This window comes from Brevibacillus sp. SKDU10, from assembly GCF_001645205.1.
Lineage (GTDB): Bacteria > Bacillota > Bacilli > Brevibacillales > Brevibacillaceae > Brevibacillus_B > Brevibacillus_B halotolerans.
Genome location: NZ_LSSO01000079.1, coordinates 1 through 22,835, shown reverse-complemented (window position 1 = coordinate 22,835; position 22,835 = coordinate 1). Strand labels below are relative to the sequence as shown.

Genomic DNA, 22,835 nt, shown 5'->3' with positions numbered 1-22,835 from the left:
ATGGGTGCAAAACAGTTGGGCATGATCATCTTCGTGTTAAGCATTGTCGTAATGATGGTAATCCCTTTACCATCCGGATTGTTAGATATGCTACTAATTGTTAATATATCGTTGGCCCTGGTTATCCTGCTCGTCTCGATGTATACCAAAGAGGCTCTGGAATTTTCCATCTTTCCTACATTATTGCTATTAACAACACTATTCCGGTTGGCTCTAAACGTTTCAACTACCCGTAACATCTTATCTACAGGTAAGGGCGGTACAGTTATCGAAGCGTTTGGAGATTTCGTAGTAGGTGGTAACGCTGTTATCGGTTTTGTTGTATTCCTAATCTTGATCATCATCCAGTTCATCGTTATCACGAAAGGTTCGGAACGTGTAGCGGAAGTTGCTGCTCGTTTTACATTAGATGCGATGCCAGGGAAGCAAATGAGTATTGATGCAGACCTAAATGCAGGAATGATTAGTGAACAAGATGCGAGACAGCGACGTCGTAAAATTGAACGAGAAGCAGACTTTTACGGCTCCATGGACGGGGCGAGTAAATTCGTAAAAGGGGATGCTATCGCAGGTATCGTTATCTTTATCGTCAATATTATTGGCGGTTTTATTATCGGGGTAGCTATACATAAATTAAGCTTTATGGAAGCTTTAAGTACCTTTACACTCCTTTCGATTGGTGATGCCTTAGTAAGCCAGATTCCTGCGCTTCTGATTTCGACAGCAACAGGTATTATTGTAACACGTGCATCTTCGGAAGGCGGTTTAGGGGAGGATATTACAGAACAATTGTTCGCGCACCCTAAATTACTGTATGTGGTTGCTGCAGCGATGCTATTACTCGGATTGTTAACACCAATCAGCCTACTTCCTACGGCTATAGTAGCAGTCATTTTATGTATTGCGGCAATGAGATTAACCAAACAGCAGAAGAGCGAATTGGCCGAATCCTTTACACAGGAAGAAGAGCAGCAGCTTGAGGAAGTTCGAAGTCCAGAAAGTGTGGTTAATCTTCTACAGGTTGATCCGATTGAGTTTGAATTTGGCTATGGGTTAATTCCGTTAGCAGATACGAAGCAGGGTGGAGATCTACTCGATCGAGTCATTATGATCCGTCGCCAGTGCGCTCTTGAATTAGGACTAGTTGTTCCAGTTATCCGTATTCGGGATAACATTCAACTGAAGCCGAATGAATACATCATCAAAATCAAAGGCAACGTGATTGCAACGGGTGAGATTTTAATGGATCACTATCTGGCAATGAGTCCTGGATTTGAGGATGAATCTGTGGAGGGTATCCCTACGATGGAACCGGCGTTTGGCCTACCAGCTCTTTGGGTTTCTGAGGAAAATAAAGAGATGGCTGAGCTATCTGGCTATACGGTTGTCGATCCGCCATCCGTAGTTGCTACCCATCTAACAGAGATTATTAAACGCCACGCTCATGAATTACTCGGACGTCAGGAGACACGAGCGTTAATTGATAACGTACGTGAAACAGCACCAGTGTTGGTAGATGAATTAATCCCATCCTTGCTTTCAATTGGTGACGTTCAGAAGGTTCTACAGAAACTATTAAAAGAAAAAATTTCGATTCGTAATCTTCCAGTCATTTTGGAAGCATTGGCTGATCATGCTATGTTCTCTAAGGACCCAGAGGTATTGACTGAATATGTGAGACAGGCATTAGCTAGACAAATTACTTTACAGTTTACACAGCCTGGAGAACCGCTCCGAGTCATTACGGCAGGACCAAGTTTGGAAAAAACCATCTCCGAGAGTGTTGAGCAATCTGAACAAGGTAGTTACCTAGCTATGGACCCGGATACCTCTCAACGCATCTACCAAAATGTATCTGAGCAAGTAAATCGTATGGTGAATATGGGTCAACAGCCTGTTATCCTATCTTCTCCTATGACTCGCATGTATTTGCGACAATTGATGGAGCGCATGTTGCCTGACATTCCTGTTCTGTCGTACAGTGAATTAGAGCCTCATGTTGAAGTGCAGAGTGTAGGAGTGGTGAATGTATAATGAAAGTCAAACGATACTTGGTTGAATCAATGCCAGAGGCCTTAGAAAAGATTCGTGTCGAACTCGGGAAAGATGCTGTCATTTTAAATACGAAGCAAGTTAAGACAGGCGGCTTCATGGGGCTGTTTAAAAAACAGCAAATCGAAGTGATCGCAGCAGCGGAAACCAAGGAAGAAAAGCAGGCTCCAGCAAAGCCTGCTACTTCCGTTCCTAAACTGGATAGGCAAGAGACTGGGAATTCATTGGTAGGCAAGCAAGGGTATCAAGCACCTAAAAACAATGAGCAATCCTCTGTTGGACAGAGTCCCAAGGTTATTCAAACAGCTTCTCAGCCCAACGCAGCTCCTCACGCAAGTCCAAAAGAGGAGCTATTGGCAACTCCCGCGCAAAATGGAGATGCCGTGCAGCCAGAGGGGCAACCCAAGTCACTGGCAGGAGCGCTTGCGGCCATCCGTTATCAGCAAGCAATAAATACCTTTACAGATTCCAATCCACAAGCGAGTACAGTATTACCGAAGTCAACTCCTGATCGCGCTCCTCTAGCGCAGGAGCGAGAGGAAGACGTGGGATTCAGAACTTCATCAGAAGGGGTGACCTCTAATCCTATCGCAGAAGAGTCTTCGTTGCCAGATCATTCTCGGAGCTTGGCATCCTCTGTATCAATGAATCAGACTGGGACTTCTGTTTCTACAGAAAAAGCGCATCAAGAGAAACGACTTGATCAAGCAACAGGTATGCAAGAATATCGGGATATGATTGGAGAGCTAAAAGATATGAGAGTAATGCTCCACAAGCTCTTGTTTGCTAAACAGGCCAGTGAGCAATTGCCTCCATCCCTTGCCGAATGGCGAGAGAAGCTTTTACATAATGAAATGCAAGAAAGCACGATTGCTACACTATTGCACGATATTTTGCTAGAGCTATCTGATCCATATCATGCTACCCAAGAAGAAGTAGACAGCTTGATGAAGCAAAGAATAGCCGAGCGAATCGCTAAGCATGTACCTGATGAAACCAAAACGAAGAATCCGAAAAAATATCTATTCTTTTTTGGACCAACAGGAGTGGGTAAAACCACGACAATTGCCAAGCTGGCAGCCTGGCATATGTTAAAGGAAAAACGAAAGGTAGGGTTTATTACGGCCGATACCTATCGAATTGCAGCAGTAGAGCAGTTAAAGACATACGCCAATATCTTAAATGTACCCTTAGAAGTCGTTTTCTCTGCAAATGAAATGGAGAATGCCTTGGACAAAATGCAGGGCTATGATCTAATATTCATTGACACGGCGGGACGTAACTATCGAAATGATGAATTTGTAAGCAAAATAAAAGAGTATTTACAATGGGAAGAAATGAGCGAGCATTTATTAGTCATGAGTCTAACCTCCAAATTTGCGGACATGCAGGCAATCATGGAGCAGTTTAAGAACGTGCCTATCTCGCAGGTTATTTTAACAAAAGCTGACGAAACACTACATTATGGACCCATCTTGTCGTTACTTGAGCAATTTGATCTTCCTCTCTCTTATTTGACTACAGGACAAAATGTTCCTGACGATATTGAAGTCATCACAACGGAGAAACTGACCAAGTTGATCGTGGGGGAAGAGGCATATGCATGATCAAGCTCAAAAGCTGCGGGAACAGTTTCAACGGAAGAAGCAAGCGTACGAAGAAAAGATAGAGACGCGCAAAACGCGACTCGTAGCCGTTACTAGCGGAAAGGGTGGCGTTGGTAAATCAAATGTCACGCTTAATTTAGCCCTAGGTCTCATGGAGCAAGGCAAGAAGGTTCTTGTATTTGATGTTGATCTAGGCTTAGCTAATCTTGACGTTTTAATGGGAGTTACTCCTAAGAAACACTTATTTCATCTTCTTGAAGCAGACCATACTGTATGGGACATCATTGAAAAAGGTCCTAAAGGTCTGGAATTCATTGCAGGTGGCTCAGGCTTTAGCGAAATGTCTCGACTCCAAGATTGGGAATTGAGCAAGGTTTTTGATGAATTGGGAAAATTACAAGGTTATGCCGATATTATCCTTTTTGATACAGGGGCTGGACTTAGCAAAGAATCTTTGCAATTTCTAATGGCATCTGATGAAATTCTGCTGGTGACCACACCTGAGCCACCAGCTATCACGGATGCATATGCGATGATGAAGATGGTTCATTTGCAAAAACCTGATGCTAACATCAAGTTAATTATAAATCGTACTTCAACAGCACGGGAAGGTCAGCAAACCGCTGACAAACTGATTACAGTAGCCCAACGTTTTTTGGAATTTCCTATAGGAGTACTTGGAATATTGCCGGACGACCCGTATGTTTCTAAGGCAGTAAAGCAGCAGCAACCCCTTTTACTCGTTTATCCACAGTCTCAGATGGCAAAAGGCATTCGCCAACTGGCTGCAAAATATACTGCCCAGCTCAACCCTTCTTCAACAGATCGGGAAGAGCAAGGCGGATTAAAAGGATTTCTTGCTAAATTAAGAAAATGGATATAATCAGATGGTGTAAACGATTGAAGTGACTAGAAGGGAGCGGTAACATGACGAAAATTAAAGTACTAGTGGCAGACGATTCCGCTTTCATGCGCAAGGTCATTTCTGACATTTTGACAAGCGATCCCAACATTGAAGTGGTGGCTCGTGCTCGAAATGGAATGGAATGCTTAGAAAAAGTAAGAGAACTACAGCCAGATGTGGTTACGCTTGATGTGGAAATGCCTATTTTAGATGGACTTGCAACATTAGAAAGGCTGATGGTAGAGCATCCTCTGCCTGTTGTCATGTTGAGTAGCTTGACTAAAGAAGGAGCGGATGCCACTTTAAAAGCGCTGGAGTTAGGTGCTTTTGATTTTATTGGCAAACCCTCTGGACCCATTTCCTTAGACATCCATAAAGTTGGCAAACAGCTTGTCGAACTCGTAAAGGAAGCTGCGGCAGCAAAGGGACGTTTCAGGCATAAACAAATAGCTCCAATCGCGAAAGCTCCTGTTAAAAAACCACTAACAGAGCCAAAGAAGAAGCTATTTCAAACAGAAAAAACGAATGAGCAAGTCCTTCCTCTGAAAGAAAGTATGGGAGTGCAACATGCGGACTTGACAGATAAGTCAGGGACGAAGGTTGTGTTCTTAGGAACTTCCACAGGGGGACCTCGTGCATTACAAACTTTATTAACTCAGATACCTGCTTATTTTCCAGCACCGATATTGATTGTGCAGCATATGCCACCAGGATTTACGAAAAGTTTGGCCCAGCGTCTAGATAGCATGTGCCAAATCACAGTAAAGGAAGCAACTGACGGAGAAGAAGTGAAGGCAGGTACAGCTTATATCGCACCGGGAGGCTATCATATGGAAGCCATGCAACCATCCGGTGGAAAAATCATCATTAAATTACATCAAGAGGCGCCACGTGGCGGTCACCGTCCGTCCGTTGACGTTTTGTTTGAATCAGCGAGCAAACTTACGCATACAAGGCAGTGGGCGGTCATTTTGACTGGCATGGGAGCTGATGGGACAGCGGGCTTACGACAGATGAAGGAAGCTCATCACGTTGTAGGATTGATAGAAGATCAGAGTAGTTGTGTCGTGTTCGGAATGCCACGTGCAGCCATTCAAGCTGGATTAGCGGATCATATTGTTCCACTGGACCACATGGCAGAGACGTTAGTTCGACTCGTAACATGATGGGGGAGGTTATAGATACATGGATATGAATCAATATCTTGATATGTTTATTGAAGAATCCAAGGAACATTTGCAGGCGATTAACTCCAATCTGTTGACTCTGGAGACCGATCCGCATGACATTGGAATCGTTAATGAAATTTTTCGTTCAGCTCATACCTTAAAGGGAATGGCAGCAACGATGGGCTTTGAAGATTTGGCTAGCTTAACACACGAAATGGAAAACGTGCTTGATTTGATCCGTAATCAGAAGCTAATGATTACAACCGACATCATGGACGTCATTTTCAAAAGTGTAGATATTATGGAAGGTATGGTTCAAAACATCATGGAAGGTGGCGACGGGGCCGCTGACGTTAGCGCGTTAGTAGGAGTCCTACGTTCCATAGTGGCGGGAGATTTTAACGAATCATCCTCTGAGCCTACCGCTACATTAGCTGAAGGTGACGACTCTGATTCTGAAACAAATGATCAGGTTGAAGAAGCCCAAGCTGTAACACGCGACTATCAGCTAGATGATTATGCAATTACAATTATGCGCCAATCGCAGGAAACAGGAAACAATTTATATTGGATTCGTGTTAGCCTGCAAGCAGAATGTGTACTAAAAGCAGCTCGTGCTTATATGGTATTTGACCAACTGGACACACATGGAGAGGTAATCAAGTCAACTCCTTCCGTAGAAGAAATTGAAAATGAAAAATTTGATAGATCCTTTGAGGTTGTTTATATCACTTCAAAATCTTTAGAAGAGATTCACAAAGCAATCAGCAATATCTCTGAGATCGAGGAGGTTTTGATTGAAGAGATTAAATTGGCAGAGGGTGACAAGGAAGTAGCTGCGGCAGCTCCTGTCAAGGAAGTTGCTAAGTCTGAAAAAGAGCAAAAGCCGGCAACCCCAGCAGCTCCTGCTAAAAGACCTGCTGCTAGCAAAACCATCCGTGTAGATATTGAACGTCTAGACATCTTAATGAATTTGTTTAGCGAGCTAGTTATTGATCGCGGACGCTTAGAGCAGTTAGCCAGAGAAATCGGTAAAACAGAGCTACATGAAACAGTGGAACACATGAGCCGAATTAGCGGTGATCTACAAAATATCATCCTAACCATGCGCATGGTTCCAGTAGAGCAGGTATTCAACCGATTCCCTCGGATGGTTCGAGATTTGGCTAAGGAATTAAACAAGAAGGTAAATCTAGAGATTTTTGGGGCTGAAACGGAGCTTGATCGTACTGTAATTGATGAAATTGGCGATCCGCTTGTTCACCTATTGCGTAACTCTATCGACCATGGACTAGAGTCTCCTGAGAAGCGTAAACAATCTGGTAAGCCAGAAGAGGGTGTGGTTCAGCTAAAAGCGTATCATAGCGGCAACCACGTCTTTATTGAAGTACGTGACGATGGAGCAGGTATTGACAAGGATAAGGTACGTAACAAAGCGATCAGCCGTGGAGTAGTAAGTGCCGCTGTTGCGGAAACGATGACGGATAGACAGATATATGAACTTTTATTCTCGTCAGGATTTAGTACGGCTGACGTAGTATCTGACATCTCAGGACGCGGTGTAGGTCTTGATGTTGTTAAAACTAAGATTGAATCACTAGGTGGCTCCGTATCAGTTGACTCAGCGCCAAATGAAGGCTCTGTGTTCCGTATTCAGCTACCGCTGACCCTTTCTATTATTTCTGCAATGCTGGTTCAGGTTGAAAATGAGAAGTATGCGGTTCCGTTAAGCTCCATTATTGAGACTGCTGTCTTCAAGAAAAGCGAAATCATGATGGCTCATCGTCAACAAGTGATTGACTTCCGAGGACGTATTGTACCTCTTGTGTCTCTCAAAGAAATTTTCCAAATTCCATCTAATGGAAAAGCTCGTGAGGACGAGGTGGCTGTCGTTATTGTTCGCAAAGGGGAAAAAATGGCTGGCTTAGTTGTTGATTCCTTTATTGGACAACAAGAAATCGTGCTGAAATCGCTAGGCAAGTATCTAGTCAATGTCTTTGCCATTTCCGGAGCAACGATCTTAGGTGATGGACAGGTCGCATTAATTCTCGATTGCAATGCCTTAATTAAGTAGGTAGGAGGTCATGAGTATGTTGGATATGAAAGCAGCATCTGAAGAAGTAAAAGTAATTATTTTTCGATTGGTAGACGAAGAGTACGGTGTAGAGGTTCAGCAGGTTAGATCGATTGAGAAGCTGGAACATATTACCCGCGTACCTCGCACACCAGAGTTTGTAAAGGGTGTTATCAATTTACGTGGTGTGGTTACACCCATTATTGATTTGCGCAGTCGTTTTCAATTGGCAGAAACAGAATGCACAGAAGCTACACGGGTGATTATCGTAGCTGTAGACGAACTGGAAGTTGGACTAATTGTTGATTCTGCAAACGACGTGGTTGATATCCCTGTTAATGCAATCGAACCGCCACCAGCCGTGGTTGGCGGAGTAGAAGCAACCTATTTACGTGGTGTAGCTAAATTAGAAAAACGTCTGCTCATCTTATTAAATCTAGATAAAGTGTTGAGCACAGAAGAGATTAAACAATTGGATTCGTTTGAGGTTTAGTCTATGACTCATATTAAGAAATTAGGCGAATTTCAATTAGATGTGCTTCGTGAGGTAGGTAATATTGGGGCTGGTCATGCAACCACGGCACTTTCGCAATTGATTCAAAAAGAAATCGACATGACCGTTCCACAAGTAAAAATCATCTCTTTCCAGGAAATTGCTGATTTCCTGGGTGGAGATGAGGTAGTGGTAATTGCAGTCTTTTTACGTGTAGAAGGCGATTGCCCTGGAAATATGTTTTTTATTATAGATATTCCTTCCGCTAAAAATCTATTGCAGCATCTGCTGGGGATTGTACCACAAGAAGAGCAGGAAGAGATATTTAGTGAAATGGAATTATCGGCTTTGCATGAGATCGGCAACATTATGGCTGGTTCTTATCTGTCATCACTGGCTGATTTTACGAAGCTTAATATGCAACCGACTGTACCTGCTCTTGCGATTGATATGGCAGGCGCTCTTTTGAGCTATGGACTTATTGAACTAGGTCGGGCTGGTGATTTTGCTTTAACGATCGACACAGCTTTTATGGAAGGCAACGAAAAAATGCAAGGTCACTTTTTCCTCATCCCAGATCCGGATTCATTTGCAACATTATTCCAAGCATTAGGGGTCCCGTTAGATGGAAATTATTAAAGTTGGAATGGCAGACGCAGGAGTAGCTAGTGCCCCCAATCATATTCGCACGACGGGCTTAGGTTCTTGCGTTGGGGTTGTACTTTATGATCGTAGTACTAAAATTGCGGGGATGGCACATGTCATGTTACCGGATTCAAGCCTAGGGAAAAATACAGAGACCAATCATTTGAAATATGCTGATACAGCAATTCCTGAATTAGTTGAACGAATGAAGAAACTGGGAGCCCAAACCCGTCATATGACAGCTAAGTTAGCTGGAGGCGCCCAAATGTTTACCTTTCTTTCTACCAACGATGCAATGAGAATTGGACCGCGGAATGTGGAGGCATGCAAAGCAGCTTTAAAACAATTCTCCATTCAGATTATTGCAGAGGATACTGGTGGAAATTGCGGACGAACTATTGAAGTTGATGCGGAAACCGGGGTATTGCAAATCCGGACCGTAAATCAAGGAACTAAGGAAGTATAACCATGAACCAAACCGTGAAAAGAAGTCTTTGGTTAGGATGCATTGCATTTCTACTAACGTTTTTGGCTGCCATTACTGGCAATTTGTTTGTTGTATCGTTTTATCGTGGAGTTATGGCTTTTCTGGTTATTTTTATCATCGCCTTTCTTGTTCAGTGGGTATTATCCATTCTTTTTCCAAAAGAAGATCCTAACGAGCTGGAGGATATAGATGGCGACGAGGAAGTAGCAGCGGCAGGGGAAGAGCAGGAAGCTGCTACCGATCAGGAAGAAACGAACGAGTCTTTACATCCAGAAGAAGAGTTTATTCCACTAAAAGTAGAGCGTGTACAAGATGAATCTGCAGAGCATGACCCAAAATTAATTGCCCAAACGTTAAGAAGATTTACTGATGAGTAAAAGGCAGGTGATTAAACCATGGCTCGCGTATATAATCAAGAGAAGGTAACAAAAGAATTTGATAAATGGATGGAATGGAAAGAAAACGGGAGTCGAGAAGCGGAATTAGAACTGGTGGAAAAATTCTTGCCGCTAGTAAATAAAGTGGCAATGCGTCTTTCCATAGGTTTACCTAACAACGTGGATAAGGATGATCTCATCAGCTATGGTCGATTCGGGTTGCTTGATGCTTTAAACAAGTTTGATTATAAACGGGGCTTGCAATTTGAAACGTATGCCATGTGGAGAATTCGCGGAGCCATGATTGATGGATTGCGTGAAAATGATTGGATTCCTCGCACGGTACGGGATAAGGCAAAAAAAATCGAAGAAGCATATACATATTTAGAGCAAAATCTGTTACGTTCTCCCACTGAGAAAGAAGTAAGTGTTCATTTGGGAATAACGGAAAAAGAAGTTCAACAGGTGATGTATGATACCTCGCTGTCCAGTATGTTGTCGATTGACGAAGCAGTAGGTGATGAAGATGAACAGAAAATTGCTCGTCATGCTTATTTAATAGATGATCTTATGCCAAATCCTGAAAACGTCGCCCAAATGCAGAATTTGAAGGAAGTTTTAACTCAAGCCATTGACAAACTACCAGAAAAAGAGCGCCTCGTTGTTTCACTTTTTTACTTTGAAGAGTTAACTCTGTCTGAAATCGCTGAGGTCATGAGCTTATCCCCTTCACGTATTTCCCAGTTGCATTCCAAAGCGATTTTTCGTCTACGCAATACGTTGGCAAAATGGAAATCGCAGTTAATGTAGAAAACTGGTGGCGCTCAGAAGCGCAGAAAAAGGGGGGTTTTTCGTGAATCAAATTACCGATTACGCGGAAATTCACATTTCATCTGACAAACTTCTTGCTGAAATTACATTAAAAGCAACAAGTGATGTCCCGCTTAAAGAGGAAGACTTGATTCGATTTTGTGAAACAAAAGGTGTGAGATATGGAATAATAGAAAATCATGTGCGTGCTATCTGTTCTGCCCCATCGCAATATGTTGATACGCCTCTCAGTATTGCTAAAGGAGTGAAACCGATACCGGGTCAAAATGGTAGCATTCGTTATCTATTTCAAGATGAGTCAGCAGAGAAAACTTCCCCCAAAGTGCTTGAAGATGGACGAGTGGACTATTATTCCGTTCTCAATATTGCTAATGTGACACGTGGTCAGCTTTTAGCAGAAAAGATTATGGCAACACCGGGAGTACCAGGTAGAACGGTTACAGATGAAGTGATCCCACCAAAGCCAGGTAAAGAAGCTTTATTAAAGCCTGGTAAAGGGATTGTGTTAAATGAAGAACGAACATTGGCATACGCTGTAATAGACGGTCAAGTATCAGTGGACAATGACAAGATTCATGTGTTCCCTGTCTATGAAGTCAATGGAGACGTTGATTTTAGTGTAGGTAATATTGATTTTGTTGGAACTGTTGTTATTCGTGGCCATGTGCCAACTGGGTTTACGATAAAAGCCACAGGCGATATTCGTATCTATGGAAGTGTAGAGGGTGCCGAGCTGATTGCAGAAGGCTCCATTGATATTAAAAACGGGATTGCTGGTCAGGATAAGGGACGTGTTCAAGCAGGAAATAACGTGACGACCTCCTATATTCAAAATGGGAATGTAACTGCCGGCAATAACGTTTTCGTTAAACAAAGCATCATGTTTTCACACGTAAAGGCTGGGAAGCAGGTGGTTTGCAAAGGAACCAAGGGGATTATTATTGGTGGTGTCGTTCAAGCAGGCGAGAAGATTATTGCACAGGTAGTCGGCAATATGAGCTCTACGCCAACCAGTCTTGAAGTGGGTGCTAAGCCCCAATGCCGCGAAGAAGTCAGCCAAATTAAAAAGAAATTAACCGACCTTCATGATCAGAAGCGCAAGGCAGATCAAGGGCTACAGGTATTGTCGCAAATGATGCAAGCCTATGGAGATTTGCCTTCTGACAAGAAGTCGTTACAGATTAAATTGACCAATACGCAGCTCGTATTGGATAAAGAAATAAAAACGTTAGAAGAAGAAAAACGACGGCTCGAGGCAGAATTAGACCAAGAGATCCCATCCTATATTGAGGTATCTCAGCTAATTTTCCCAGGAGCAAAACTGGTTTTTGGTAAGCATGTGCGTTTTATTAAACAAGAGTTTAGCCGTACTCGATTCCTAGTTTTGGATGGAGAGATATCTACTTCCACTCTCATTTAGAAAAGGAGAGAGATGCTGATGAGTTTTAAAGCACTCGAATTACAGCATGCTATTCCAAGGACACAAGAGATAGGTAGATGGCAAGAACAACTGCAACAACGGGCTGCAGCGGAGCAACAGCAGATTAAGGAAGAACAGAAGAGGCTAGCTGAAGCCAAACGGAATAAAACGGAGAATGTGCATAAATCAGAACAACAGCATGTTAAAAATAAACAAGAAGAGTCTGCAAAGAAGCATGGGGGAGAACCTAAACAAATGCGAGAGGGACAAGCAGAAGGAGAAATGAAAGCGCAAACCCATCCTTCACCTGATCCAATCCGTGGGCATCATATTGATATTTCTTTGTAACTATTCTAACTAGGTGAAGAAAATGACTCAATTGTTATATATACTACTAGGAGTTGGCCTAATCGCTATTGCGCTTTCAGGCCTCTCCCTTTGGTTATCTAAAAGAAAACATCACGAGATCGGTTCTGAAGCAATTTCTTCGATGAAGCATGCAGAGCTCACCAGTCTGGATCGCGCTAGCATGGAAACAACGCTTAAACGCTTTGTTCAACAGGTGAAAAGGGAAAATGAAGAGTTAGCTGAGAATTTGCATGCGAACATCGAGCAAATCAGAAAAAGCCAGCAGGAATTATTCGCTTCTGCTAAGCAATATGCACAAGACAATCTTTCTCTTCAGCAGGAGATGGAAAAATTACATCTTCAATTTAGTGAGTTGCAACAATCCCACGCTTTAATAAAAAAGGGAGTAGAGCAATCCCAGATGTTGAGCCAAGCTAGCGCTGACCAGCAACCAGAGATTTCTCAAGACGTGTTGGCATTAAAAGATCGGTACCAGCGAGTGTTTGAATTAGTACAACAAGGGCTTACTACTCCCGAGATAGCTAAAAAGCTTGGAGCTGGCCATGGGGAGATTGAATTAATTTTAACGCTTGCCGAGCCGATTGAAAGAGAGGCCTGACATGAGAACGAGAATCGGGTGGATGGGTTTTGGACTAGGGATTGTATTCTCTGCCGTATTTCTTCTAGTCTTCGGACAGAAGGCGATTAGCATAGATGAACTAAAGCAAATCGCTGCTACTCAGGGGTGGGTTGTTCTTTCTAAAGAAGAATTTCAGCGTATGCAAGCACAGGTTCCTTTAAAAGATCAGCCACAAGCAACTCCAAATACGAGTAAAGAAAAACAAAACGGGCAACCAGCTATCTCTGCTCCAGCTGGACAAAAGCAACCAGAGAAGAAGCCTGATACTGCTCCAACAGCAAATAGTGAGAAAAAGAAGCTAGCTTCTGAGCATGATAAGGAAGCAACGAAGGCTTCTCCGAAAATGAATGAGTCCAGCAAAGAGAAAAAGAAGACGGAACAATCAACCGATAAATCGGATAAGAAAACGAAAGAAAACGAAAAAGAAAGCAATAAAACGACTCAGCCTGCTAAAGGCTCATCAGCTACAACGCAACAACAAGCAAAGGATGTTTCAAAACAGAATCATAGCTCTAAGGAGAACAGTGAGCCATCCACGTCCACTACAGGCGAAAAAGAGCCTGCGAAAAAGCAGGAGCAGTCAATTGAGCAAACTACGAATAATAAGCCGGGAGCAGAGCAAAAGGATACATCAGGTATAACGCAGCCAGTTCCTCCGACCCCTCCTGAGCCGCCTAAAACTCCTGTAGCTGATTCATTATCTGAACATAAATAAGTGACAGTAAATAGAATGCTTCCTATAGTCATTTACTTAAAAAATAGGCTTACTGATGATATATCGTTCATTTTTTGGATAAAATGGATATCGTTAGGTGAAAATAACGGTAAGCCGAAGCAACTTTTCTAACACTCTTTATTGCATTTGTTATTTTGATATGATATAGTTTTCTTCGGTGTTAAATACACACGCAGGCTAATTTCGGCAACGGTGCTACCATTTGGTAGTTTTGCTTGAAAAATGCGGTCGGCGGAGGTTGACACAAAAAACCAAACTAGAGGAGGTGTGAAATATGGCGGTAATCTCTATGAAACAACTTCTTGAGGCTGGTGTTCACTTCGGTCACCAAACTCGTCGTTGGAACCCAAAAATGGATCGCTATATCTTCACAGAACGTAACGGAATTTACATCATCGACTTGCAAAAGACGGTGAAAAAAGTAGAAGAGGCTTACAACTTCATGCGCGAAGTTGCTGCTAACGAAGGTAAAGTACTTTTTGTTGGTACGAAAAAACAAGCGCAAGAGTCTGTTAAAGAAGAAGCTGAACGCACTGGTCACTACTACATCAACCAACGTTGGTTGGGTGGTACATTGACTAACTTCGAAACTATTCAAAAACGTACTGCTCGTCTTGCTGAACTAAAACGTATGCAAGAAGATGGTACTTTCGATGTTCTTCCTAAAAAAGAAGTTATCGTATTGAACAAAGAAATGGATCGCCTAGAGAAATTCTTGGGCGGTATTGCACACATGAAAGAATTGCCTGACGCATTGTTCGTAATCGACCCTCGCAAAGAGCGCATCGCTGTTGCGGAAGCTCGTAAATTGGGTATCCCAATCGTAGCGATCGTTGATACTAACTGCGATCCAGACGAAATCGATTATGTGATTCCTGGTAACGATGACGCTATCCGTGCTGTTAAACTATTAACTGGCAAGATGGCTGACGCTCTGTCTGAAGGAAACCAAGGCGGAGAGCAAACAACCACGGCGTAATGAATGAGGGTGGACTGAGGGTTTTCAGAACCCCGTCCACCTTTTTCTACGAATACAATTGTATCTCCCGACGAAGAGTTTCACACATTACATACGTAGGCAATAAGATGCTTGCGGATTAGTTGAAGGAGGATGTAATTCAATGGCAATTACGGCACAAACAGTTAAAGAATTGCGCGAAAGAACAGGCGCAGGTATGATGGACTGCAAACGCGCACTAGAAGAAGTAAACGGTGATATCGAAAAAGCGATTGACCTACTTCGTGAAAAAGGTATCGCAAAGGCTGCGAAAAAGTCCGGACGTATCGCTGCTGAAGGTTTGACTGGATTTGCAATTAACGGAAACTTTGGTGCAGTAGTAGAAGTTAACTGTGAAACAGACTTCGTTGCTAAAAACCCTGAGTTCCAACAACTAGTTAAAGATATCGCTGAGCATGTAGTAAACGCTCGCCCTGCTACTGTTGAAGAAGCTTTGACTCAAGCGTTCCAAGGTGGAGAAGATTTGGGTACAACCATCAACGCGAAAATCGCAACAATTGGTGAAAACATCAGCTTCCGTCGCTTTGAAATCCTTGAAAAAGCTGACAACGGCGTTTTCGGTGGATACCTGCACATGGGTGGAAAAATCGGTACGTTGGTAGCTTTAAATGACACTGACAATGAAGTATTGGCAAAAGACATTGCAATGCACGCAGCAGCTTCTAACCCACGTTTTGGCGTGAGAGAAGAAGTTTCTCAAGACGTGATTGACCGTGAGCGTGAAGTATTGAAAAACCAAGCGTTGTCTGAAGGAAAGCCTGCTAACATCGTAGACAAAATGGTAGAAGGCCGCATGGCAAAATTCTTTGAAGAATATTGCTTAGTAGAGCAACCATTCGTTAAGGACCCAGACAAACGCGTTTCCCAATTGTTGAAAGAAGCAGGAGCTAGCTTCAAAGGCTTTGCTCGCTTCCAAGTTGGGGAAGGTATTGAAAAGAAACAAGAAGATTTTGCTGCTGAAGTAATGGCGCAAGTGAATAAGCAATAAGATGATAATAGGGAACACCGCTGTGTTCCCTATTTTTAAAGAAAGACAGGAAATAAGAGCAATACGAAATGAAAATGGAGGTCTTTTCGCATGCCAGACGCTGCATATAAACGAGTCATACTAAAGCTGAGTGGAGAGGCACTAGCTGGGGAACTAGGGTATGGAATCGACCCAAAAGTTATCGCTTCGATTGCAAATCAAATAAAGGAAATCGTAGAGCTAGGTGTAGAAGTAGCCGTAGTAGTAGGTGGAGGAAACATCTGGAGAGGTCTTTCCGGAAGCTCCAAAGGAATGGATCGCGCAACGGCTGACTACATGGGCATGCTTGCAACTGTTATGAACGCACTTGCGATGCAAGATGGATTAGAACAGGTCGGCGTACCTACCCGTGTTCAAACTTCTATTGAGATGCGTCAAGTAGCTGAGCCATACATTCGCAGAAAGGCGATTCGTCATTTAGAGAAGGGGCGAGTTGTCATCTTTGCGGCTGGTACAGGTAACCCGTACTTCTCCACCGATACAACAGCAGCATTGCGTGCTGCCGAGATCGAAGCAGAGGTTATCCTGATGGCAAAAAATAAGGTGGACGGTGTGTACACAGCCGATCCAAGCATTGACGAAAGCGCTACAAAATACGATAACCTAACTTTCCTTGAAGTTTTAAACAAAGGCTTAGGCGTCATGGATTCTACCGCTTCCAGTCTTTGCATGGATAATCATATACCACTTATTGTTTTTGCCATAACGGAAGAGGGCAACATTCGTCGGGCCGTCATGGGAGAAAAAATTGGGACTATAGTAAAGGGGGATGCTTAAATGCCACAAAACATTTTAAAGGATATGGAAGATCGCATGAGCAAGGCGATTCAAACATTAAAAAAGGACCTAGCGACATTGCGTGCTGGTCGTGCGACTCCGGCTATGTTGGATAAAATCATGGTAGACTACTATGGAACACCAACACCAATCAATCAATTGGCTAACGTAGTTGCTCCAGAACCACGTATGCTGCAAGTTCAGCCTTGGGATAAGAACGCTCTAAAAGATATTGATAAAGCAATCATGCAGTCTGATATCGGACTTACACCAACTAATGATGGTTCCGTAATCCGCATTGCAGTTCCGCCACTTACAGAAGAGCGCCGCCGCGACTTAGTAAAAGTTGCAAACAAGAGCGGAGAAGATGCAAAAGTAGCAATTCGCAACGTACGTCGCGATGCAAATGATGGTATTAAAAAGTTGGAAAAAGCGGCTTCAATCTCTGAGGATGAATCCCGCGGTCATCAAGAAACGGTTCAAAAAACGACCGATAAGTTTATTGCGGAAGTTGACAAAATCGTAAAAGATAAAGAGAAGGACATTCTCGAGGTATAATGTGAGAAAATGTTCCCCCTCTGTGATGAGGGGGAGCTATGTCTATATCTCTCTTTTTGGGGGAAACCTGTATGTTAGAACGGTTAGGAAAAATGTTTAGCGGTAGGCAGGAAGAATATAAAAGCACTGCGTTTGATCAGGCAGGAGTCATTCCGCACCATGTAGCAGTCATTATGGACGGTAATGGACGATGGGCTAAAAAACGTAATTTACCGCGTGTTGCTGGGCACCATCAGGGTATGAAAACCGTAAAAGATGTGGTAAAAACAGCAGATGAAATCGGTGTAGGTGTATTAACGATGTACGCCTTTTCTACAGAGAATTGGAAGCGTCCTAAAGACGAAGTTGATTTTCTAATGAAACTCCCACAGGAGTTCTTGTCGACTGAATTGGTAGAATTAGTTGAACGAAATGTTCGGATACGTATGATAGGCTCTCGAGAAGGCTTACCTTCTCATACTCTAAACGCTTTAATTGAAGCAGAGGAAAAGACAAAAAATAATACAGGCTTACAACTTAATTTTGCCCTTAATTATGGAGGGCGTGATGAAATTTTAAAAGCGACAAAAGAGATTGCTCAATTGATCGCCCAAGGCAAGCTAACACCTGAACAAATTGATGAGGAAACAATTGCCTCACATTTATATACACAAGGAATTCCCGAACCTGATTTGTTAATTCGCACGAGCGGAGAAATTCGTATTAGCAATTTCATGCTATGGCAACTAGCTTATACGGAATTTTGGTTCACGGATGTGTATTGGCCCGATTTTTCCAGAGAGCATTTCGTACAGGCGATTGCTGAATACCAAGGTCGAGCTCGTCGCTATGGCGCAGTTTGATCTGGAGAGGTGGAACAAGTGAAGGAACGGATAATTACCGGATTACTTGGGGGTGTTGTTTTTCTCACCCTGGTATATCTGGGGGGGATTTGGTACTCGTCCCTAGTATTACTTATGGCCTTCATCGGCCTTTTTGAATTTTTACGCATGGCCAGCATAAAGCCTTTTAGTTTTCCAGGTATACTAGGCTATGTGATTTTAATAAGTGCATGGCAACCAGACCTCGCAGCTTTATTATTCCCAGTGCTGGGGTTTTTGAAGGTAAATGGTATTGGCACAATCACAGTGGAATGGGGTCAAATTCTGCTGTTACCTTTATTTTTGTTGCTATTTTATACTGTACTTAGTAAAAATCGCTTTCATATTGAACATGCCGCTCTGGTATTACTCGGAGCGTTATACATAGGATATGGTTTTCACTACGTTGCCGTCGCTCGCGGGGGGATCGGCTTAACTGGATTTTGGCTTACGATTATCATCTTGTTATCTGTATGGTCAACAGATTCTGGAGCCTATTTTGCAGGAAAAGCATTTGGCAAACGTAAATTATGGCCAGATATTAGTCCAAATAAAACAGTAGAGGGAGCGCTTGGAGGTTTCCTTGCCTCCCTTGTGGTTGTCGGGGCAATTGATGCTTGCCTGATCTTTTTGCAAGTACCCGGAGCTCTTCCGTGGGGACAAGCTTTAGCAATTGCAGCCATTACAGGTATTGTCGGTCCGCTAGGAGATTTAGTAGAATCAGCTTACAAGCGCCATTTCTCAGTAAAGGATTCAGGTCATATTCTACCAGGGCATGGAGGCATTCTCGATCGATTTGATAGTATGCTTATTGTGTTTCCGATACTGTACTTGTTTGGCTTGTTTTAAGTAGCAGCTCGTAGACAAATAGGGGTTTTGAGGTGAGATGGGTGAAAAACATATCGCTGTTAGGTTCTACCGGTTCGATCGGGACAAGTACTATGGAAGTAGTGAAACAGCACCCCGAACAATTTAACATTGTAGCCATGGCAGCCGGTACTAACATTGACTTATTAGAAGAACAAGCTTTATATGCTAAACCGGAACTCATTTCCGTAGGGACAGAAGAGCTTGCACGAGAGTTATCGAAACGCCTTGCGGGAGTTTTATCCGCAGAGATCGTGTATGGATTAGACGGCTTGATTGAGGTAGCAACACATCCTCAAGCATCATTTGTTATGTCAGCAGTAGTAGGCAGTGTAGGAGTAAAACCAACCCTGGCTGCGATTGAACGTGGCAAAACAATTGGACTTGCTAATAAGGAAACCCTGGTAAGTGCAGGACACTTGGTCATGGAGGCTGCCCAAAGGCATCAGGCGACAATTGTTCCTGTTGACAGCGAGCATTCTGCCATTTTTCAGGCTCTAAACGGGGAGAATCGACAGGATGTTTCCAAACTCATTATTACTGCTTCAGGAGGGTCACTTCGCCATCTGTCTCGAGATGAGTTAGCTCATGTAACTCGAGAAGATGCTTTGCGGCATCCAAATTGGAGCATGGGAGCCAAAATAACGATTGACTCAGCTACTATGATGAACAAAGGATTTGAAGTAGTAGAGGCTCATTGGCTATTTGGAATGCCATATGAGCAGATAGAGACAATTCTTCACTATGAAAGTATTATTCATTCTATGGTAGAATACAAAGATAGAGCCGTGATAGCACAATTGGGAACACCGGATATGAAGGTTCCCATTCAGTACGCTCTTACCTATCCAAGCCGCTGGCCGTTGCCGACTGAGACTCTTGATCTCGTGAAATGCGGGACGCTTCATTTTAAAGAGATGGATTTCACCCGCTATCCACTCTTAAAACTAGCGTACGATTGCGGTAAGGTTGGAGGTACACTGCCCGCTGTGCTAAATGCAGCCAATGAAGTTGCCGTTTCGCGGTTTTTGCAGGATGAACTAACAATCGTAGGAATTGAAGAGGTTGTTCATCAGGTATGTGCCTTACACAACACGAGTCCGCACCCTACCTTAGAAGAGATTGACGAAGTTGACGCATGGGCACGACAAGCTGCACGAGACTGGGGCAAATAAGAGGGAAAGAAACAAGCGAAAAGCTTTGCCAGAGACAGGGTACTGATTAGACGCTTTACCTACATATAGTAGAGTAGTGGTCCTGTTTCGATAGAACGGGTGAGTGCTTCTCAATCACGAAATAGAAGGAAAGGTGGCTATATCTATGCAAATGCCTCCCGTACAGATTGGTTTTGGATCGGTAATCGCCTTCGTAGTAATTTTTGGATTGTTGGTCTTTTTCCATGAAATGGGCCATTTTTTGTTAGCAAAACGGGCAGGTATTTTATGCCGTGAGTTCGCTCTTGGAATGGGACCAAAAATGTTTAGCTTTAAGAGGGGCGAAACAGAATATACGTTGCGTTGGTTACCCATCGGTGGTATGGTTCGAATGGCTGGTGAAGACCCTGAGATGGAAGTATTACAACCTCATATGGAGGTCGGGGTTTTATTTAATCAAGCTAATCAGATTTCTCACATTTATGTTACTCCTAAAGATATCCCCAATCATGCAACGATTGGTAATGTGGTTCGTTATGATCTGGAGCATGATTTGATCATGACCTTGGATATACAGGGAGAAATGAAGACATTTGCTGTTGATCCCAAGACAATGCTAGTGATTGAGGGCAAGGAAGTACAGATCGCTCCTTTTAATCGTCAATTTAAAGGGAAAACAATATGGCAACGTTTCCTAGCTATTTTTGCTGGTCCTGCTGCTAACTTTATTTTAGCTTTTATTATCTTTGTGATGGGGGCTTTATTCTTCGGAGCTCCGTCAAAAGATGCTGTTTTAGGCCAAGTTATTCCGGATGGACCTGCTTATCAGGCGGGGCTGAAACAGGGAGATCGCATTATTAGCATCGATGGGACACCAATAAATGACTGGAACCAGTTTGTGGGAGCTGTTAATGCATCCCCTAATAAAAATATTGAAATGAAGATCAATAGAGATGGGCAAGACATGGTCGTACCCGTACAGGTAAATGAACAAGGTAAAATAATGGTTGGCGCCGGTGTCAAAAGAGAGATTGGATTAGCGCTGACACATGGTATTGACCAAACAATCTTCTGGACGAAAACCATCTTTACCAATCTTGCACAGCTCTTTACGGGACATGTAAGTGTGAAGGATTTAAGTGGACCAGCAGGGATCTTTACAATGACCAGTCAATTTGCGCAAAATGGTCTTGCGGCACTCTTTACATGGACAGCGCTTTTGAGTATTAACCTTGGTATTTTTAATTTGCTGCCAATTCCTGCTTTAGACGGTGGACGCCTTGTGTTCATTGCCATTGAGGCATTGCGCGGTAAACCAATTGATCCTAACAAAGAAGGCATGGTTCACTTTGTTGGTTTTGCTTTATTGATGATGTTAATTCTAGTTGTGACTTGGAATGATATACAACGTCTCTTTTTACAGTAATTCAACACGTAGAGAGAAACAGATAAAGGAGTGTGCTTACTTTGTATAAGCGCGAGGAGACCAAACCGGTATTTGTAGGCGGAGTCCAAATTGGAGGACAAAAAAGTGTGGTTATCCAATCTATGACCACCGCTGATACGCGTGATGTAGAAGCTACGCTCAAACAGATAGAGCAATTGCATGAAGCTGGATGCCAAATCGTTCGTTTAGCGGTTGTTAACGAAGATGCTGCAAAAGCAATCAAGCAAATTAAGGAACGTTCTCCATTGCCGTTAGTAGCTGATATCCATTTTGACTATCGATTAGCGCTTACAGCATTGGAGAGCGGGATTGATAAAATCCGAATTAATCCAGGGAATATTGGAAATCGGAAACGAACTCAGGCAGTAGTTGATGCTTGTCGTGAACGAAATGTTCCTATTCGTATTGGCGTAAACTCAGGTTCAGTAGAAAGACGTTTATTAGACAAATACGGATATCCTAGTCCGGAAGCGATCGTGGAATCAGCTATGAACCATGTAGAGATTTTAGAAGACCTGAACTATGATAATATTACGATCTCACTAAAATCTTCAGATGTTCCAACCATGATTCAGACGTATTCGTTAATGGCCGAACGTCGTCCTTACCCGTTGCATGTAGGGGTAACAGAAGCAGGTACACAATTCTCTGGTAGCATTAAATCTGCTGTAGGAATTGGTACGGTTTTATCCATGGGGATCGGTGACACAATTCGCGTATCCCTCACTGCCGATCCTGTTGAAGAAATTAAGGTAGCGAAACAGATTTTGCGCAGTCTAGATATCGTGAACAACGATCCAGTTGTAATTGCTTGCCCATCTTGTGGGCGTTGTGCCATTGATCTGATCGGATTGGCCACGAAGGTGGAAGACGCAGTTAGCACGTTGAAGAAACCATTGAAGGTAGCTGTTATGGGATGTGCAGTCAACGGACCAGGTGAAGCACGCGAAGCTGATGTGGGTGTAGCTGGCGGTAATGGAGAGGGACTAATCTTCCGCAACGGTGAAATCGTCCGTAAAGTAAAAGAAGATGAACTTTTTGAAGAGTTAATGAAAGAAATCAACACAATCATGGAAGAGAAATAGAACGTGTTGATTTGATCAAAGGAGGAACTTGTGTGTTAAGGCAAAGCCAATTACTAATCCCTACTTTACGCGAGGTGCCAGCAGACGCAGAAATTGCCAGTCATAAACTGTTGTTGCGTGCTGGTCTTGCAAGACAGTTAGCTTCCGGTATCTATACATTTATGCCGATAGCTCTACGTGTCCTCCAAAAAATTCAAAACATCGTGCGTGAAGAAATGAATAACGCAGGTGCTCAAGAGATTTTAATGCCAACAATTCA

23 protein-coding genes and 1 pseudogene are annotated in these 22,835 nt (G+C 43.0%); all 24 read left to right on the top strand.

The window, feature by feature from the left end; translation table 11 throughout:
- The gene (flhA, locus tag AYJ08_RS05120) at positions 1–2,034 is read left to right on the top strand and encodes a flagellar biosynthesis protein FlhA (RefSeq protein ID WP_064016839.1); all 2,034 of its coding nucleotides are present in this window, start codon (positions 1–3) and stop codon (positions 2,032–2,034) included.
- Positions 2,034–3,659 carry a flagellar biosynthesis GTPase FlhF gene (gene flhF / locus AYJ08_RS05115; RefSeq protein ID WP_064016838.1) on the top strand — a complete coding sequence of 542 codons (1,626 nt, stop codon included), beginning with the start codon at positions 2,034–2,036 and terminating at the stop codon, positions 3,657–3,659. Before flhA ends, flhF begins: the two co-directional genes overlap by 1 nt.
- Positions 3,652–4,542, top strand: coding sequence for a MinD/ParA family protein (locus tag AYJ08_RS05110; protein ID WP_064016837.1), 891 nt, complete (start codon positions 3,652–3,654; stop codon positions 4,540–4,542). The genes flhF and AYJ08_RS05110 overlap by 8 nt, the downstream gene beginning before the upstream one ends.
- A gap of 44 nt (positions 4,543–4,586) precedes the next feature.
- Positions 4,587–5,729, top strand: a complete 1,143-nt coding sequence (locus AYJ08_RS05105) for a protein-glutamate methylesterase/protein-glutamine glutaminase (protein ID WP_064016836.1) — start codon at positions 4,587–4,589, stop codon at positions 5,727–5,729.
- 19 nt (positions 5,730–5,748) lie between these two features.
- On the top strand, positions 5,749–7,806 hold the full coding sequence (locus AYJ08_RS05100) for a chemotaxis protein CheA (RefSeq protein ID WP_064016835.1): 2,058 nt from the start codon (positions 5,749–5,751) through the stop codon (positions 7,804–7,806).
- Positions 7,807–7,822: 16 nt separating this feature from the next.
- Positions 7,823–8,299: a chemotaxis protein CheW gene (locus AYJ08_RS05095; protein ID WP_031413698.1), complete on the top strand. Its 477-nt coding sequence runs from the start codon at positions 7,823–7,825 to the stop codon at positions 8,297–8,299.
- Positions 8,300–8,302: 3 nt separating this feature from the next.
- Positions 8,303–8,938, top strand: a complete 636-nt coding sequence (locus AYJ08_RS05090) for a chemotaxis protein CheC (protein WP_003336934.1) — start codon at positions 8,303–8,305, stop codon at positions 8,936–8,938.
- Positions 8,925–9,410 carry a chemotaxis protein CheD gene (locus tag AYJ08_RS05085; RefSeq protein ID WP_031413700.1) on the top strand — a complete coding sequence of 162 codons (486 nt, stop codon included), beginning with the start codon at positions 8,925–8,927 and terminating at the stop codon, positions 9,408–9,410. Before AYJ08_RS05090 ends, AYJ08_RS05085 begins: the two co-directional genes overlap by 14 nt.
- Positions 9,411–9,412: 2 nt before the next feature.
- Positions 9,413–9,808 (top strand): hypothetical protein, encoded by a 396-nt coding sequence (locus tag AYJ08_RS05080; RefSeq protein ID WP_064016834.1) that lies wholly within the window; start codon positions 9,413–9,415, stop codon positions 9,806–9,808.
- Positions 9,809–9,826: 18 nt separating this feature from the next.
- Positions 9,827–10,618: a FliA/WhiG family RNA polymerase sigma factor gene (locus AYJ08_RS05075; protein WP_003336937.1), complete on the top strand. Its 792-nt coding sequence runs from the start codon at positions 9,827–9,829 to the stop codon at positions 10,616–10,618.
- 43 nt (positions 10,619–10,661) lie between these two features.
- Complete coding sequence (locus tag AYJ08_RS05070) at positions 10,662–12,059, top strand: flagellar assembly protein A (RefSeq protein WP_064016833.1); 1,398 nt, start codon at positions 10,662–10,664, stop codon at positions 12,057–12,059.
- 18 nt (positions 12,060–12,077) lie between these two features.
- Complete coding sequence (locus tag AYJ08_RS05065) at positions 12,078–12,407, top strand: hypothetical protein (RefSeq protein WP_231929006.1); 330 nt, start codon at positions 12,078–12,080, stop codon at positions 12,405–12,407.
- Positions 12,408–12,429: 22 nt separating this feature from the next.
- Positions 12,430–13,026 (top strand): DUF6115 domain-containing protein, encoded by a 597-nt coding sequence (locus AYJ08_RS05060; RefSeq protein ID WP_064016831.1) that lies wholly within the window; start codon positions 12,430–12,432, stop codon positions 13,024–13,026.
- Between the two features lies 1 nt (position 13,027).
- Positions 13,028–13,762, top strand: coding sequence for a prolipoprotein diacylglyceryl transferase (locus AYJ08_RS05055; RefSeq protein WP_064016830.1), 735 nt, complete (start codon positions 13,028–13,030; stop codon positions 13,760–13,762).
- 295 nt (positions 13,763–14,057) lie between these two features.
- Positions 14,058–14,762 (top strand): 30S ribosomal protein S2, encoded by a 705-nt coding sequence (gene rpsB / locus AYJ08_RS05050; protein ID WP_003341356.1) that lies wholly within the window; start codon positions 14,058–14,060, stop codon positions 14,760–14,762.
- A gap of 142 nt (positions 14,763–14,904) precedes the next feature.
- On the top strand, positions 14,905–15,789 hold the full coding sequence (tsf, locus tag AYJ08_RS05045; RefSeq protein WP_064016829.1) for a translation elongation factor Ts: 885 nt from the start codon (positions 14,905–14,907) through the stop codon (positions 15,787–15,789).
- 90 nt (positions 15,790–15,879) lie between these two features.
- Positions 15,880–16,605, top strand: coding sequence for a UMP kinase (pyrH, locus tag AYJ08_RS05040; RefSeq protein ID WP_003336945.1), 726 nt, complete (start codon positions 15,880–15,882; stop codon positions 16,603–16,605).
- On the top strand, positions 16,606–17,163 hold the full coding sequence (gene frr / locus AYJ08_RS05035; RefSeq protein WP_003341354.1) for a ribosome recycling factor: 558 nt from the start codon (positions 16,606–16,608) through the stop codon (positions 17,161–17,163). It begins immediately after the preceding gene.
- 71 nt (positions 17,164–17,234) lie between these two features.
- Entirely contained in the window at positions 17,235–18,005 is a 771-nt protein-coding gene (locus AYJ08_RS05030; protein ID WP_064016828.1) for an undecaprenyl pyrophosphate synthase, read from the top strand.
- An 18-nt stretch (positions 18,006–18,023) separates the two neighbouring features.
- The gene (locus AYJ08_RS05025; RefSeq protein ID WP_064016827.1) at positions 18,024–18,872 is read left to right on the top strand and encodes a phosphatidate cytidylyltransferase; all 849 of its coding nucleotides are present in this window, start codon (positions 18,024–18,026) and stop codon (positions 18,870–18,872) included.
- A gap of 41 nt (positions 18,873–18,913) precedes the next feature.
- Positions 18,914–20,065 (top strand): 1-deoxy-D-xylulose-5-phosphate reductoisomerase, encoded by a 1,152-nt coding sequence (locus tag AYJ08_RS05020; protein WP_064016868.1) that lies wholly within the window; start codon positions 18,914–18,916, stop codon positions 20,063–20,065.
- 145 nt (positions 20,066–20,210) lie between these two features.
- On the top strand, positions 20,211–21,470 hold the full coding sequence (gene rseP, locus AYJ08_RS05015; protein WP_064016826.1) for an RIP metalloprotease RseP: 1,260 nt from the start codon (positions 20,211–20,213) through the stop codon (positions 21,468–21,470).
- Between the two features lie 41 nt (positions 21,471–21,511).
- Positions 21,512–22,576, top strand: a complete 1,065-nt coding sequence (ispG, locus tag AYJ08_RS05010; RefSeq protein ID WP_064016825.1) for a flavodoxin-dependent (E)-4-hydroxy-3-methylbut-2-enyl-diphosphate synthase — start codon at positions 21,512–21,514, stop codon at positions 22,574–22,576.
- A gap of 32 nt (positions 22,577–22,608) precedes the next feature.
- Positions 22,609–22,835 (top strand): annotated as a pseudogene (locus AYJ08_RS05005) (proline--tRNA ligase); the annotation flags it as partial.